Source organism: Prosthecobacter algae, assembly GCF_039542385.1.
Lineage (GTDB): Bacteria > Verrucomicrobiota > Verrucomicrobiia > Verrucomicrobiales > Verrucomicrobiaceae > Prosthecobacter > Prosthecobacter algae.
In genome coordinates, this window is record NZ_BAABIA010000001.1 from 294,156 (window position 1) to 308,495 (window position 14,340).

The following is a 14,340-nucleotide window of genomic DNA, read 5'->3' on the forward strand; positions in this document are numbered from 1 at the left end:
TGCCAAATCAATAGTTAGGTCGCTCATGCATACAGCACGCGGAAGGGTCTCAGCCAGCTTACCACTACGCCGATGAGCAGGGCGGTAACACCAAACAATTCGGCTGAGGGCAGGGCAACTCTACCGAAGATGGCAGTTGCGATGTAAAGAGCGCCAAAGCCGGCGATGCCCGCTGCGATAGCATAAAGGTAGCGGCCCAGGTGGTGGTCATTGGTGAAGGCTGCCGCATTGGCGACGGCGGCCAGAAGGAAGATCAGGGCGGAGTAGCTGCCCGCCTCAATCTGCCAGACATAACCCATCACTAGCGCACCCAGCGAGGCAAAGATCAGCCCACCAACGACGACTCCTTCCCAGTATTCTCGAGGCCGTAGAGCCTGCCGGGCAAAGCGGTCCATAACAAGGAAGAAGGAGCTGAACCCACGCGCTAGATGCGACCAGAGTGCGAACAAAAGCCAAGCCCCAATCATGATCGAACTGAGGATTGGAGACACATCTTGGAGCAGGGTGCTGACCACCTTGTAGGCCACGAAACCACCGATCATGATCATGTTCTGCCGGCCTTCGGTGAACTGGTTCATGAAGTGGGCAAAGCGAAGCTGCAGCCGATAGACGGATGAACGTGCACGGAAGGATTCCACCAGGCCCATGCGAGCGCTTTCGTTCATGGGGCTGAGCCTCAGGGCTTCCATGAAATGCTGGTTGGCACGCTTGTGATCTCCCTGCATCAGCGCATGCCAGCCAGCGCTCGTGTGGGCGCTGTCATCATCGGGGTCACGTTGGAGCTGGTAATCAATCAGGCTTTGATGATCCTGGTCCTTCTTCTGCATGAGCAGAGCTGCCGAGAGGACCTCGGCGGCCATGGTGTTCTCCGTATCCAGTTGCAGGGCTTTGCGTGCTGAGGCTTCCGCCTGCGGGTAGTCGCGTAGCCGCAGATGGATGCGGGCGGTGACCGCATGGGCGAAGTCACTGTCGGGATCAATGGAGGTGGCTGCTTCGGCATGCTTCAGCGCGTCTTGAATGGCGCTTGTCTGGCCATCTTTGGCCTTGGCATTCAAAGTTAGGGCCAAGACTCCATGGGCGAAGGGATCTTCAGGCTCCAGTCCCACCGCGCGCTGGGCAGCATCCACGGCATTCGCCACGGTGCTGTTATCGTTCAGCCAGCACAGCGCCAGCATGACATAACTGGGAGAGTGATTGGGATCCAGCTCCAGCGCCTGCTGGTAGCATTTCACGGCATCCGTGAAGCGGTGCTGCGTCTGCAAAAGGCGGCCGCGGGCGAAATGCGTGCTGGCGTTGGTGGCTTCGTAATCGGACATGAGGTGCTAGCGTTTGAGGAGCCCGAGGTACTTCAGCACATCGTCATAGAACCCGCTTTGATTCGAGTACATGGCGTAGTTTTTGGCGCTCTCAAACCAGGCCTTCGTGGTCGGTTTATGGCGGCCTGCGGCCTTGATCAGTTCCTTGGTGGTCAGGGGCACCACCTTGCCAGTGCGCATGACTTCGGTCAAAACTTCCTCGGTGGCGAGGTCGAAGACAGCCTTCAGATCGGCCCCGGAAAAGTCAGGGGTCTTCTTGGCCAGGGCACGCGGATCCAATTCGCCGATAGGCTTTTTCTCGGCCATCACCTCAATGATGGAGGCGCGGCCCGGTTCATCCGGTGGCGGCACAAACAGCGTGCGGTCAAAGCGGCCCGGACGGCGGAAGGCGGGGTCAATGTGCCAGGGGGCATTGGTCGCACCGAGAATCAGGACACCATCGTTTTGGGAGTCGGCTCCATCCATCTCGGAGAGGAACTGGTTGATGAGATTTCGCCCTGCACTTTGGCGCAGATCCCGGCGGTCAGCGGCCAGGGCATCCACTTCATCAAAGAAAAGCACGCAGGGTGCGTTCTTGCGCGCCAGCTCAAAGACTTCATGCATGTTTTTCTCGGAGTTTCCGATCCACATGTCGAGGATTTGATGCAGGCCGAGGGCGATGAAGTTGGCCTTGATCTCACCAGCGGTGGCTTTGCTGATGAGGGTCTTGCCGCAGCCCGGAGGGCCATAGAGGAGGACTCCACCGCCGACTTTTTTATCGTAGGCTTTGAACAGTTCCGCATGCTGAAGCGGGTACATGATCTTCATGCGGATCTCCTCTTTCAGCGCCTCCATGCCACCCACGCTGCTGAAGTTCAGCTTGGGTTTTTCAAAGTCGGCGAGGCCCAGGTCAGAGGCGGAGCCGCCACGTGGCTGGCTGTCTTCTTCATCCTCGTCTTCTTCCTCATCAGCCTCCACGTAGTCGCCATTGGAGGCGAGGCCGGCGCGTTTGCGGCTACCGGTTTCATCGTCGCTGGGCTTGATGTTGCTAAGATCCTTCTCCAGACCCGGATCGGAAAGGGAAGGGTTCAGGGCCAAGGCTTTGTCATAGAGGCTGCGGGCGCGGCCGAGTTCGCCTTCGGTGACCAGGATGCGCGCCAGCAGGAGATAACCGGGGGCAAAGTCAGGCTTGTTGGCGATCAATTGTTCAGCACGCACGGCGGCTTCGGAATGACGCCCCTGTAGCAGGGCCACCTGGGCTAGCCCGGTGCGAGCTTCCGCATTGTCCGCGTCTAGTTTGAGGACGCTGTTAAAGGCAGCCTCGGCCTCGTCATGCAGCAATTCTTCCATGCAGCCTGCGGCGTAGATCAGGAGCAGGGGCACATTGTCGGGAGAATGTTGCAGGGCCAGACGGAGGGCATCGAGGTTTTGAGCCATGCCCCTGAGTCCAGCGTGCGACCTAGGGGCACGCAAGAGATATTATCGTGTCATTCGCTTGAATGGCGGCTGGTTTCCGTGTCCAACCTCATGCCCATTCAGGAACGGAGCGGCGGGCCGTACCACTGATAGCACATCATGTAAACGATGACGCCTGTGATGGAGACATAGAGCCAGATGGGGGCGGTCCATTTGGCGAGTCGCTTGTGCTTGTCAAAGCGCTGCCGAAGTGCCGGGATGACCGTCATGATGATCATGGGCAGGTTGACGATGGCCAAAAAGACATGGGTGATCAGCAACCCATAATAGAAGGTCTTGATGTTCCCTGTACCGGCGAACTTCACATGCAGCACATGGAAGTGATAATACAGGTAGCAGCCCAGGAACACGGCTGAGAAAGTCAGCGCTGTGGCCATGCAGACGATATGTGCCTTTTTGTTGCCGACCTTGATGAAGATGAGGCCCAGAATAATGAAAACCGTGGCACAGGCGTTCAGGGTGGCATTGATCGGTGGCAAGTCGTAAACAGTCATAGTGAGGTGCGTGGGTTGAAAAGCGAGGCTGTTATTTGCCCTGTTCCTTTTCCTTGAGGATGAAGTTCAGGTCTTTGCGTAGCTGGGCTTCGAAGTAGTCACCGAACTGGGGGTCGGCATTCATGAGATCGTACTGAGTGCCGCGCACGTGGCCTTTGTGATCCACCAGGGCGACTCGAAGGTCGTGGATGTACTTGTCATCCGGAGACAGGCGGTCAGCCTCGGGTAGGTCCTGCACGGGGCGGAATTTCATGAACTGGGTCATGTAGTTGCGCACTTCATCCTTGGCTCCATTCACGAACCACCAGGGGTCGGTGTCTTGGACGTTGATGCCACGGGCAAATTTCTGCATCATTTCTGGGGTGTCTTCAGGATCCAGGGTGAAGGAGATGAAGTGGACGTTCGGGTTGTCCTTGTACTCTTCCTGGAGTTTCTTCAGCTTGGCGATGACGCCAGCGCAGCCGCGCGGGCAGCGAGTGTAAACCCAGGACGTTAGCAGGACCTTGCCGCGCAATTCATCGAGGTGGACTTTGCGACCGTCGCGCTCCGTCAGCTCCAGGTCGCGCTCCAGGCGGCCCAGGATGGCAGGGCGGTTTTTATCCTCGCTCTTCGCCTGGTCCTGCATCGCGATCAGGTAGTTGTAGAACACCACCACGCCGAGCACGGCGAAAATGATGGGGATCCAGATGGCCCAGGGAGTGAGCGAGGGTTTGGGGTCGGAGGCGGGCTGGGACATGGTTGGGAAAGGTAGCTTTTAAAAATCGGGAGGCATCAGGCCCGCTTCCAGGCAATGGAGGAAATGATGAGGATGCCGGGCAGATACATGAGGGTGCAGAAGAAAAGCTTACGGGCAGAGGCGCGCTCGGGATTCTTTTGGAAATCGAGGGCCAGTTTGCACAGCCAGCCAGCGAGGGCCAGGGACAGGGGCAGGAAAATCCAGGTGACGACGAGGCCCTGCTGCACGGGATAAAACATGAGCAGCAGTGTGGCGATGGAGTAGGCCAGGGCGTGTTTGGACGTCCGCACACCTTCATCGTCATCATTGGCCAGCATGATAAAACCACCCCGGCGGTACTCATCCCGATACATCCAGTTGATGGCCAGGAAATGGGGGAGCTGCCAGAGGAAGAGCAGGGCGAAGAGATAGATGGCCCCGGGCTCCAAGAGAAGCTGCCAGCGAACGTAGGCCTCGTCCCGTGGAAGTTGCCCAGCGGCCCCGGCCCAACCAATGAGGGGCGGCAGGGCTCCGGAAACGGCCCCGACAAGGGTATTGGTCGGGGACTGCCTTTTTAGCGGCGTATAGATAAAAAGGTAGGTGGCCAGGGTGAGGGCCGTGAGGGCGGCAGCTTCGAAGTTCACCTTGGCGACGAGGTGAATGAGGGCGAAGGCACTGAGCAGCCAGCCGATGCCAAAGGCAGCGCTGGGACTGATGCGGCCCGCGGGCAGGGGACGGTCGGCTGTGCGGGTCATCCGGGAGTCTGGCTCGATCTCCATGAGCTGATTGAAAACACCCGCACCAAAGGCGGCAAGGCTGCTGCCGAGGATGGTGTGGAAAAGCAGCCAGCCATCGAGCGAGGTGCCAGCCCGTAGCCAGAAGCCGACAAAGGTGGTGACGATGACCAGGGCGCTGAGACGGAACTTGGTGAGCACAAGCAGGTCATTCATGCTCCAGGTTTTGGAGGCAGGCTCGGGGGAGGGGCTGGCGCTTTCGGACATGGGGAGGGCAACTTAACGCGCTGGCGACAATGCGCCAGAAACACTGACAACCTTTCCGGAAGAACCCAGAAGCCAGAGGAAGAGGGCACTGACGAGTAAAGAGGAGAGGCCAATGTGCAGCACCTGGGCGATGCCAACAATCCCTACGTGGGCCAAGACCACACCGAGAATCATTTGACTGAAGATCAGGCCAAAGACGCTCCACTCCAGCCAACCAGTGCGGGTGAGGTGACGGCGGCTGAGGTGCAAAAAGGCGGCACCGGCGAAGAGGATGAGCCAGGAGAAACTGCGATGCAGGAGGTAAACCCAGCTTTGCTCCAGTTCTGTCACCCACTCGCTGCGAGGATGCCCGGCGTGGGTGTGGGCGAGATGGTCCGTGAGTTCGCGCACCTGCGATCCCATGATGCCTTCGATGACGATGAGGGCAAAAAGTACCCAGGCGATCCGGCGCAGGGCAGGGGAGGGTTGGCATTTCCACGGGAGCCTCCAAGGGCTGTCATTGGCGCGCCAAGCGGTATAGACCAGGACGCATTGCAGCAGGATGGCCAGGGCCATGTGGAGAGTGATGATGCCCGGCTTGAGCCCGCTTAAGACCACCCGCATGCCCAGCCATGCGTTCACCAGGACCAGAATGAAAGAGGCGGAGGAAGCCCAAAAGACGCGCTGCCGATGAAGCCGGATCTGGCCGAAGGAGGCGATGAGAAGGCAGAGCATCGCTATTCCAACAGGCATGCTGGTGAGGCGGTTCACGTATTCGATCCAAGTGGCGACAGGATCGAACTCTGCCTTTAGGGTTTCAGGGGTGATGGTCGCTGGATCACGTCCATGCGCGGCAGCTTTGGCGCGGAATTTTTCGATCTTAAGTTTGCTGAAATCGATGTCGTCGGCGCTGGTCGGAGGGACCCAGCAGCCGTAGCATTTAGGCCAGTCAGGACAGCCGAGTCCAGAGCCTGTGGCCCGTACCACGGCACCGACAAAAATCAGAACCTCCACGGTAATGAAGGCGATGAGGGCGATTTTTTGAAAGCGGGTCCAGATCATGGTCGGTGGTTAAAATAAAACGTCCCGCTCCCTGATCAGAAGCGGGACATTCCCGAAAAAAAATGCTGAACAGGAAAAGTCGGATTACTGGGCGGAAGCCACAGGCGGTGCGGCTGCGGCAGCCGACTTAGCGGCAGCGGTGGCAGACTGCTCCTTGGCCCACTCATCGTATTCTTTGCCATCCATAACTTCCAGCACGGCACGCATCTGAGCGTGGCCCGGGCCGCAAAGCTGACCGCAGATGATGTCCCAAGTACCTTCCTTCACCGGCTTGAACCACATGTGGGCTTTCACACCGGGGATGGCATCCTGGGCGGAACGCATCGGCACGAGGGCCAGGTTATGGATCACATCCTTGCTGCTGACGTCGACAATGACGGGGCGGCCCACAGGAAGCTTCATGGTGCTAGGGCTGACGAAGTCGTCCTTGCCGTTCGGGTCCATGAGGTCACGGCCGGTGACGTTCGAAGGGGTAATGCCCTTCATGCTCCAGGTGCTGAGCATCATGTCATTGCCCGGATACTGGAAGTTCCAGAGGAACTTCTCGCCCAAAGCGCGGATTTTGATGGTGTCTGGGCTGGTCGGGAAGTCGTCGGCCTGACGGGACCAGAGAGGAAAGGCGAAACCGAGGAGGAGGATGGCTTCCACCACGACCACGCCGATTTCGATGTGGGTAGATGCATGGCCACGGACGCCGTGGTAGTCGGCAGAGGGGTTTTTCGACTTGCGAAAACGGGTGAAGGCGATCGTGAGGAAGATCGACCAGCCGATGAACAGGGCCAGCATGAACCAGTGGACGAAGCCGAGCATGTGATCCACAAGACCGCCGTGCTCAGAGGCGTTTTGAGTGATGCCGATCCAGGTATTGATGTCAGAGACGCTCATGAGAGATTGCGAGGGGAGAATTAAAACTGCGCGTCAGCGGAGAGACGGTTTTGTTTACGGACAAAGTTAAAGAAGATCAGACCCACAGCACCCATGCCGAGGGCCAGGAAACCCAACATGACGAGAACGGCCAAGTCTTGGGCCTGGGCCATCACACTGCCCGGATCTGGGCGGCAAGTGGCGCAGGCAAACTGGAAAAGGGAAGCGTTCATGAAGGAAGCGAGGGGAAAGGATTTAGACAATGATGGTGCGGCTCTTTTTCACCACATACCAAATGCCATAGGCAGTCATCACAAGACTGAGCCAGCCAGCGAAAGCACCGAGCCGAGTCACGCCCAGGGAAGCCGCCTGCTCAGGGAGCATGCGAGTCCACAGCCAGAAACCTAGGTCACCGAGGATGGCGAAAAAGAGAAAGACGATGTGGAAGTGCTTGAGGGACATGGCCGGATGAGGGGGATCAGTTGTTGCTGTCGTAAAAGCCGTGGAAGACCAACGGGTCACTGGCAGAGAATACGAACAGGAAGAACAACGCGATGGCGAAGGCTGCGGTGAAAGCGAGGATTTTGTAGATCAGCTTCGCCTCGTGATTCAAGTGCATGAAGATGAGGGCGACGAGACCTGCCTTGAAGGCGGCCAGGATCATGCCCACCAGGATGTTCATGCTGTGAGTGGGCAATTCCACGTAGGAAAGACCGACCGTGGCACCGGTGAGGACCGCGAGGGCGGACCCAACGACGATGATCTTTTTGATCGACTTGTGGATTTCTTCAGGACTGTCGGCCATAAACTTGAGAGAAAAGGGGTGAAGAGAAACTGTCGATTAGAGGAGATAAAGCAGTGGGAAAAGGAAGATCCACACCAAATCCACAAAGTGCCAGAACAGGCCGCCGACTTCGACTCGATTGGCGAGGCGCTCGGGGTCGTTGCGAAGCATCTTGCCGTCGAACAGGAGGAAGTAAGTCAGCACCAGGGCACCTGCCACCACGTGCAGACCGTGCAGGCCTGTGAGGGTGAAATAGATGGCGTAGTAGGTGTTCAGTTTTGGCGTGTAGTTGGAGTAGAAAGCGATGTCTTTCTTTTCCAGGACCACTTTAGGACCGTGGCCAGCGTGCGCGTCATGGGAGTCACCGTGAGCAGCCTTAGCTTCGGCTGCATGGCCTTCGCCATGGGCGGTAGAGGCTGCAGGGGGCGTGTCAGATTCAACCTTCAAGTAGAAGGCTTCCTTCTGATGGGTAGCGCTCTTTTGAGGATCGCGGTTCGGGTAGTGTTCCTTGAACTCTGCCTGGGCGTGGTCGCGGTTGGCAATGAAAGCTTTTTTCCAGCCTTCACCCAGATACTGGCTGCTCCAGGCGAGGGACTTCTCAGCGTCTGGGACGGATCGTGCATCCACGCCATCCACGGTGAGGGTCATTTTGTCGTCAATCAGCTTGCCTTTGGCGGTGGTGCCGTCGGCGAAAGTGATGGTATCAGCGGAGTAACCGAGAAGCTTGGAAGGCTTGACCTTGAACTTCACAGGCTGGCTGGCGACGATCTTGATCGTGGTGTCAGGGACGATGTTCAGTTCACGGGCTTTGTCGGCCTTGCCCTGATCACGCAGTTCCTGGCGGCGCTTTTCAAGGGTTTCCTTGGCGGCGGCGACGGTCTTCTTGCGGAAGGCTTTGAAAGCGGAGGCTTCCAGGGAGAATTCTTCGCCGGAGTCGAGCTTGAAGGAAGGCAGTTCGCCGTCAACGAAAGGCACCACGTAGCCAGCCGGGTCAGCATCAACGGCTTTGTTTTCGCCCGTGATGGTGAGGGTGAAGTCCTTAGCTTCGCCGAATTTGATTTCATAACCCTCGTCCAGGTGACCCGTGAGGAAGGTGCCATCGGTCAGCTTGACGGCGTAGTGATTGAACTTGGAGCGGTACTCAAAACCCTTGATAACCATGAAAGCCATGGCGCAAAGGATGGTGAGGGCCATGTACATCTTGAATTTGCCGATGTTACGAAGCTTCAAGTTGGCCCAGGCGAGCAAGACCGTGACGGAAGAGAAGATGAGCACCAGGGTGTTGATGAACCCCATGGTCACGTTCAGCTCATGCACGGGCCAGTGATAGTCTGCCCCCACACGCAGGAAGATGTAGGAAGAGAAAAGGCCGCCGAAAAGCATCACCTCGGAAGCGAGGAAGAGCCAAATGCCCACTTTGGCATTGTAGAGGCCCGTGTCAGGACGGGCGGTTACGGTATAGGGGATGTCCATTGCGAAAGGAATTGCTCAGGGTTCAGTTCTCAGGTCTGGGCTCGGATCAATGATGAGCAACCGGGGCGGGTGTGGAAGCAGGAGCGGTGGCGGCTTTGCCTGGCTCGCTTTCCCACTGGGGCAGGTAGTCCTGGGTGCAGCCAGGAACGCTGTATTCGTAAGGGCCACGGGTGACGATGGGCTCGAACGTGAAGTTGCCGTGCGGAGGTGGCGTTGGGGTGGCCCACTCGAGGGTGGTGCAATGCCATGGGTTGTCGCTGTTGGCCTTCCTACCGCCTTTGATGCTGAGGAAGACGTTCAGGATGAAGGGCACCTGGCCCAAGGCGAGGATGGTCGCGCCGAAGGTCATCAGCACGTTCAGGCCAAGGAGGTTGTTGGGGACGTCCATGCCGAAGATACCGAAGAAGTCCGAAGTCAGCTTGGTCACCCAGTTGGAAGCGCTGCTGGTCTGTTCGAAGTACTTACCACCGTCATACCAGCGGCGGTGGAAGCCGCCCATGCCCTGAATGAACATCGGAGCAAAGATGAGGTTCATGCCGACGAGGGAAGGCCAGAAGTGCAGCTTACCCAGGAAGTCGCTCATGATGCGACCAGTGATCTTCGGATACCAGTGATACACGCCTGCGAAGAGGGCGAAGATGGTGCCCGGAGCCACAACGTAGTGGAAGTGACCGATCACGTAGTAAGTATCATGAAGGGCAAGGTCAATGAAGGTGAAAGCCAGAGGCAGACCGGTAAGACCGCCAATGCCGAACATGGGCAGGAAGGCGGATGCAAACAACATCTGCGGGGTAAACCGGATGGAACCGCCCCAGAGGGAGATCATGAGGCCGGTGAGCAGGATCACGGAAGGCACGGAAATGAGCACCGTGGTGATCTGGAAGTAGGTGGACATCATGGTGCCCATGCCAGTGAGGTACATGTGGTGAGCCCAGACGAGGAAGCTGAGGAAGCCGAGGGTCATGGCTGCATAGACCATGGACTTGTATCCCCAAAGCGGGCGACGGGTATTGGCCGGGATGACTTCAGACAGGATGGCGAAGGCCGGAAGGATGAGCACGTACACTTCTGGGTGAGCCAGGAACCAGAAAAGGTGCTGGTAAAGCAACGGACTGCCGCCACCGGAGATATCGAGGTGCTGGCCGCCTTCCATGAGGCCTGTCGGCAGGAAGAAGCTAGAACCGAAGACGCGGTCCACGAGCTGAAGGAGTGCGGCGACTTCCAGAGGAGGGAAGGCCAGGAGGAGGAGGAAGCTGGTGACGAACATGGCCCAGCAGAAGAAAGGCATCCGCATCCAGCTCATGCCTTTGGCGCGGAGGTTGATCACGGTGGTGATCACGTTCACGGAACCCAGAAGGGAGGCGGAGATGTTAAACACCATGGCGGTGAGCCACCAGGTGTGGCCGTGGGCCCAGACGTTTGTGACGGCCAGAGTAGTGGTGGAAGCGAGCGGGGAATACATGGTCCAGCCTGTCTGCACAGGGCCTGTGCCGACGAAGAAGCTGTAAATCATCAGGACGCCGCTGACGAAGAAGAGCCAGAAGCTCCACATGTTCAGTTTCGGGAAGGCCATGTCGATCGTGCCGATCTGGAGAGGCATGACGAAATTGACGAAACCAGCGAAACCGAGGGGCACGATGCCAAGGAACACCATGATGGTGCCGTGCATGGCACCGAGCATGTTGTAGAGCTCGCCATTGACGATGCCGCCAGGAGCCCAGCGACCGATGGTTTCATGGAAAAGAGGGCCGAGGATGGGGAGATTCTCCACGAACAGCAATCCTGGGACGGGCTGTCCTGGGAAGGCGATGCTCCAGCGCATGAGCAGCATGAGGAAGAAGCCCAGCAGAAGGAAAAGCAATCCGCTAAGTGCGTACTGGATGCCGATGACCTTGTGGTCACAGGAGAAGATGTATTTGCCGAAGAATCCCGGCTCGTGGTGGTCATGCGCATGATCAGCTCCGTGGGAGTGATCGTGGGTGGTGGCGGCGGCGCTCATATGATGATTGAAAAAGGAACCCGAAAACTACGTGGCGAAATCGTGAAAAGACGTGGCCTAGATGGCAAAAAAGTTAGAGATAAAAGTGGCTGAAAGACAGGCCTTAGAATCCGTGATTTCCAGCGACGAAGAACGATGGTTCAGCACAGGCTGGACCATCGTTGGTGACATAACATTTTGTTCACTTGGCCACACCGCGACTAAGACTGCCTGGGGAGCCTTGCCATGGACGGATTGCCATTTGTGAAACATGAAATTAGATCTCGATTACTTGGCAGCAGGGGCCGTGGCACCAGGGCCGGCAGGAATGTCTCCAGGGACGTTTTTGTCTTTGAAAGCTTCAAGGTCAGCCATGGTCCACTGAGTGGTGCGTTTTTCATCCGCACGGACTTTTTCGACCATTTCCTTGGTGATCATCGGGGCTTCGTTGCCCCAGGTGTTGCGGATGTAAGTCAGCACGTTGGCGAGATCCGTGGCGGACATGCCAGCACCGAAGGCCTGCATGCCGCCGGGGAAGTTGTAGTTCTGTCCTTTGACAGTGACCTGACCGATCAAGCCATGTTGAACAACGCGAATCAAACGCTCTGTGCCACCCAAGACCCACTCCGAACCTGCGAGTGGCGGATACTGGCCAGCAAGACCGGCACCGTTGCCCTGATGGCAACCACCACAAACAGCGTAACCATTGGCGCCTTTTTTCATGGCGGTTTGGAAGGGGTCGGCTGTTTCAACTCCGCCACCTGCACCACCACGAGGGTCGGAGGCCTTGTTGGAGGCAAAAGGATTGCTGACATCGAAGCTATATCCACCGGTCATGGGGCCAAGCTGGCCGCCGGCGATGATGGCGACGATCATGAACAAGAAGATGACCCACATTGGTGCGGGTTCAGTGCCTGGGGCCAGATCGGCCTTTTCACGCTTCACGGCGGCGTGAAGGCGGTCCAGATCGTTGCTGTCGGGATTGGGGAAGGAGGAAGGAGCGCTCATGGGCGGGGGTCGCGAGTGTTCCGAAGGTTATTTCTTGGCGGCAGCAGCAGGGGCTGCAGCGACAGCGGCGGATTCGCCAGGAACAGGGTAATCTTTCTTGAGGGAGAGGAGGTAATCCACCAGGGCTTCAGCCTCAGGCGTCGGGATCACTTCATAGCCTTCTTTCACGGCGAATTTCTTCGGCAGCTTCAAGGCTTTGTCAGCAGGCTGACCCTGGGCGAGGCGCTCAGTGTAAAGGTGAGCGAAGGAGGGCATGTTGGACCAATCGTGAAGGGACCGGGGAGCAAACAGCATCTGGTGGATCTTGCTGCGCTCTGGAGCACGCCAGCCGTAGTTGGTAAGGTCTGGACCGTTGCGCTGGACACCGAGGAAAGCGAAGGGTTCGCCAAGGTAGTCACGAAGGTTGTTGGAACGGATTGCGGCAGCCGGGCGGCCTTCCTGGTCCTGGCCCCAGCCTTTGCGCCAGCCGTCGAGAGCAAGCTGCGTCGGGCGGATCATCTGGGTGTGGCACTGGACGCAACCCTCACGGGCATAGACCAACTGGCCCTGACGATTGATGGGAGCGGGTGGGTAGAGACCTTCCACGCCGTCACGATCTTTGTCGTAAGCGATTTGGGTGAGGGCCTGGTATTTGACCGCCGGGATGACGATGAGGCACAGCCAAGGGAGACCAAAGCTGGCAATCAGGGCGAGAATAAAGGTGCGGAACTGGCTCATGCGTGGGCGGCGTGGGGAAGGGCTTCTTCGTGATCATGCTCAAGCAGCGTCGGGGCAGAGCTGCGGCGGCCAAGACCGGCGACCATGAGCATGAGATGGATGAGGAACCAAACATTGGACCAAGTGATCAGGCCCCATGCGATGGCGCGGGCGATGATGTAGGGACGAAGGTTCAGGGCAAGCTGCATGAAATCCTGATCCCACATTTCGGGGGAGTTTAGGTCGCCGCCCTGCTGGGCACCGGCGACGAGGCTGGTGACGACGATGGCACCAATGCCATAAACGGAGAACCAGAAGTGATTGCGGATGAGGCGGACGGAGAGCCACTCGCAGCCGGTGAGGCGAGGAACGATGTAGTAGATGGCTCCGAAGATGGTCATGCTGAAGAAGCCATAGACGGCGACGATCTGGAAACCATACCAAGCCTGGGTGAACTGGAGGGCGGCACCTGTGGAGAAGTTGGAGATCAGGGCCAGGATGGCACCGCTAACCGGGTAGAAAAGGGCTCCGAAAAAGACGAAACGCAGGGTTGGGCTGGAGGCGACCATGCTGTGCTTGCCCAGCGTGGTGAGGTGATGGTTCAGACCTACCACTCCGACAGGAATCAGAAGGAGAACACCCGTGGCAGCGCCGATGGCTGGCATCCAGGCGGGAAGAGGGCCGCCCATGTAGTGCTGCATACCCGTCCAACCGCCGAGGACTGCCAGGAGCCAGAAACCAATCTGGGAAAGCTGGGAGCTGGCGATGGGTTGACCAGTGATTTTCGGGATGAAGTAGTAAGCTGCACCAATCGCCACAGGAGCGAAGAACAGCAGAATCATCGTGTGAACGTACCAAGCATTGATACCGGCACCCAGAGCGCCCAGGCCTGGAAGGCAATGAAGGGCGACATTGGCGGTGACGAAAATCCAGGGGAACCAGAAGCACGCACCGATGATGTACCAGGTGCTGACCATGAAACCTTCGGGACGGAAAGCGCGGCCAAACATGAACACCATGGGCCAGGCAAAAGCGAGGAAACTGATGAGCAGCACGGGCCAGATGAAGGACGGCATTTCCAGCCACTGCATGGAGGTGCTTTTGCCGAGGAGAATCGCGACGAGACCGATGGTGACGGCGATGTTCCAGAAGATGGCGGCCACGTAGAGGACGCTTTTGCCTGTGCGAAGTTCCTGACCAGAACGACGGGCCATGATCCAGAGCATGGCACCGAGGCCAGCCTGAACACCCCAGCCGTAAACGAGGGCATTGAGGTGAGTGGGCTGGAGGCGGCCGTATTGAAGCACGCTGCAAGCGCCGAGGAAGTCGGGAGCGAACTGCTTGATGGCGGCCAAGACGCCCAGGATGGTGGAAGCCATCAGCCAGAAAGCGCCGTTGAGGAAGAGGAAGAGCACCGGGCCTTTCACTGACTTATCAATCGCCGCGCGGCGAAGGTTGTCAGCGAGGGTATCCGTGGATGCTGGGGTGGTCTGCATAGGTTCCAGGGGCAAGAAA

General features: G+C 58.0%; 15 protein-coding genes. All 15 read right to left on the reverse strand.

Annotation, left to right across the window (positions count from 1 at the left end):
* Positions 1 to 23: 23 nt before the first annotated feature.
* A complete protein-coding gene (locus ABEB25_RS01055; RefSeq protein WP_345734517.1) occupies positions 24 to 1,316 on the reverse strand; it encodes a tetratricopeptide repeat protein in 1,293 nt (430 codons plus the stop codon).
* A 6-nt stretch (positions 1,317 to 1,322) separates the two neighbouring features.
* Positions 1,323 to 2,732 carry an ATP-binding protein gene (locus ABEB25_RS01060; RefSeq protein WP_345734518.1) on the reverse strand — a complete coding sequence of 470 codons (1,410 nt, stop codon included), beginning with the start codon at positions 2,730 to 2,732 and terminating at the stop codon, positions 1,323 to 1,325.
* A 98-nt stretch (positions 2,733 to 2,830) separates the two neighbouring features.
* Positions 2,831 to 3,265 (reverse strand): DUF420 domain-containing protein, encoded by a 435-nt coding sequence (locus ABEB25_RS01065; protein ID WP_345734519.1) that lies wholly within the window; start codon positions 3,263 to 3,265, stop codon positions 2,831 to 2,833.
* A gap of 31 nt (positions 3,266 to 3,296) precedes the next feature.
* On the reverse strand, positions 3,297 to 4,001 hold the full coding sequence (locus ABEB25_RS01070) for an SCO family protein (protein ID WP_345734520.1): 705 nt from the start codon (positions 3,999 to 4,001) through the stop codon (positions 3,297 to 3,299).
* A 35-nt stretch (positions 4,002 to 4,036) separates the two neighbouring features.
* On the reverse strand, positions 4,037 to 4,981 hold the full coding sequence (cyoE, locus tag ABEB25_RS01075) for a heme o synthase (protein WP_345734521.1): 945 nt from the start codon (positions 4,979 to 4,981) through the stop codon (positions 4,037 to 4,039).
* Between the two features lie 12 nt (positions 4,982 to 4,993).
* Positions 4,994 to 6,022, reverse strand: a complete 1,029-nt coding sequence (locus tag ABEB25_RS01080) for a COX15/CtaA family protein (protein WP_345734522.1) — start codon at positions 6,020 to 6,022, stop codon at positions 4,994 to 4,996.
* Between the two features lie 84 nt (positions 6,023 to 6,106).
* Positions 6,107 to 6,907, reverse strand: a complete 801-nt coding sequence (locus ABEB25_RS01085; RefSeq protein WP_345734523.1) for a cytochrome c oxidase subunit II — start codon at positions 6,905 to 6,907, stop codon at positions 6,107 to 6,109.
* Positions 6,908 to 6,927: 20 nt separating this feature from the next.
* Entirely contained in the window at positions 6,928 to 7,119 is a 192-nt protein-coding gene (locus tag ABEB25_RS01090) for a hypothetical protein (RefSeq protein ID WP_345734524.1), read from the reverse strand.
* A gap of 22 nt (positions 7,120 to 7,141) precedes the next feature.
* Positions 7,142 to 7,348 carry a hypothetical protein gene (locus ABEB25_RS01095; protein ID WP_345734525.1) on the reverse strand — a complete coding sequence of 69 codons (207 nt, stop codon included), beginning with the start codon at positions 7,346 to 7,348 and terminating at the stop codon, positions 7,142 to 7,144.
* 16 nt (positions 7,349 to 7,364) lie between these two features.
* Complete coding sequence (locus tag ABEB25_RS01100; RefSeq protein ID WP_345734526.1) at positions 7,365 to 7,691, reverse strand: cytochrome C oxidase subunit IV family protein; 327 nt, start codon at positions 7,689 to 7,691, stop codon at positions 7,365 to 7,367.
* A 36-nt stretch (positions 7,692 to 7,727) separates the two neighbouring features.
* Positions 7,728 to 9,143: a cytochrome c oxidase subunit 3 gene (locus ABEB25_RS01105; protein WP_345734527.1), complete on the reverse strand. Its 1,416-nt coding sequence runs from the start codon at positions 9,141 to 9,143 to the stop codon at positions 7,728 to 7,730.
* Between the two features lie 46 nt (positions 9,144 to 9,189).
* Complete coding sequence (locus ABEB25_RS01110) at positions 9,190 to 11,142, reverse strand: cytochrome c oxidase subunit I (protein WP_345734528.1); 1,953 nt, start codon at positions 11,140 to 11,142, stop codon at positions 9,190 to 9,192.
* 267 nt (positions 11,143 to 11,409) lie between these two features.
* Entirely contained in the window at positions 11,410 to 12,129 is a 720-nt protein-coding gene (locus tag ABEB25_RS01115) for a c-type cytochrome (RefSeq protein WP_345734529.1), read from the reverse strand.
* 27 nt (positions 12,130 to 12,156) lie between these two features.
* Positions 12,157 to 12,846: a cbb3-type cytochrome c oxidase subunit II gene (locus tag ABEB25_RS01120; protein ID WP_345734530.1), complete on the reverse strand. Its 690-nt coding sequence runs from the start codon at positions 12,844 to 12,846 to the stop codon at positions 12,157 to 12,159.
* Complete coding sequence (locus ABEB25_RS01125; RefSeq protein WP_345734531.1) at positions 12,843 to 14,336, reverse strand: cbb3-type cytochrome c oxidase subunit I; 1,494 nt, start codon at positions 14,334 to 14,336, stop codon at positions 12,843 to 12,845. The genes ABEB25_RS01120 and ABEB25_RS01125 overlap by 4 nt, the downstream gene beginning before the upstream one ends.
* Positions 14,337 to 14,340: the final 4 nt, after the last annotated feature.

Coding starts and splice junctions, on each gene's coding strand:
- ABEB25_RS01105 (WP_345734527.1), bottom strand. CDS start 9,143: ATGGACATCCCCTATACCGTAACCGCCCGTCCTGACACGGGCCTCTAC.
- ABEB25_RS01080 (WP_345734522.1), bottom strand. CDS start 6,022: ATGATCTGGACCCGCTTTCAAAAAATCGCCCTCATCGCCTTCATTACC.
- ABEB25_RS01095 (WP_345734525.1), bottom strand. CDS start 7,348: ATGTCCCTCAAGCACTTCCACATCGTCTTTCTCTTTTTCGCCATCCTC.
- ABEB25_RS01120 (WP_345734530.1), bottom strand. CDS start 12,846: ATGAGCCAGTTCCGCACCTTTATTCTCGCCCTGATTGCCAGCTTTGGT.
- ABEB25_RS01115 (WP_345734529.1), bottom strand. CDS start 12,129: ATGAGCGCTCCTTCCTCCTTCCCCAATCCCGACAGCAACGATCTGGAC.
- ABEB25_RS01100 (WP_345734526.1), bottom strand. CDS start 7,691: ATGGCCGACAGTCCTGAAGAAATCCACAAGTCGATCAAAAAGATCATC.
- ABEB25_RS01055 (WP_345734517.1), bottom strand. CDS start 1,316: ATGTCCGATTACGAAGCCACCAACGCCAGCACGCATTTCGCCCGCGGC.
- ABEB25_RS01060 (WP_345734518.1), bottom strand. CDS start 2,732: ATGGCTCAAAACCTCGATGCCCTCCGTCTGGCCCTGCAACATTCTCCC.
- ABEB25_RS01110 (WP_345734528.1), bottom strand. CDS start 11,142: ATGAGCGCCGCCGCCACCACCCACGATCACTCCCACGGAGCTGATCAT.
- cyoE (WP_345734521.1), bottom strand. CDS start 4,981: ATGTCCGAAAGCGCCAGCCCCTCCCCCGAGCCTGCCTCCAAAACCTGG.
- ABEB25_RS01065 (WP_345734519.1), bottom strand. CDS start 3,265: ATGACTGTTTACGACTTGCCACCGATCAATGCCACCCTGAACGCCTGT.
- ABEB25_RS01085 (WP_345734523.1), bottom strand. CDS start 6,907: ATGAGCGTCTCTGACATCAATACCTGGATCGGCATCACTCAAAACGCC.
- ABEB25_RS01090 (WP_345734524.1), bottom strand. CDS start 7,119: ATGAACGCTTCCCTTTTCCAGTTTGCCTGCGCCACTTGCCGCCCAGAT.
- ABEB25_RS01070 (WP_345734520.1), bottom strand. CDS start 4,001: ATGTCCCAGCCCGCCTCCGACCCCAAACCCTCGCTCACTCCCTGGGCC.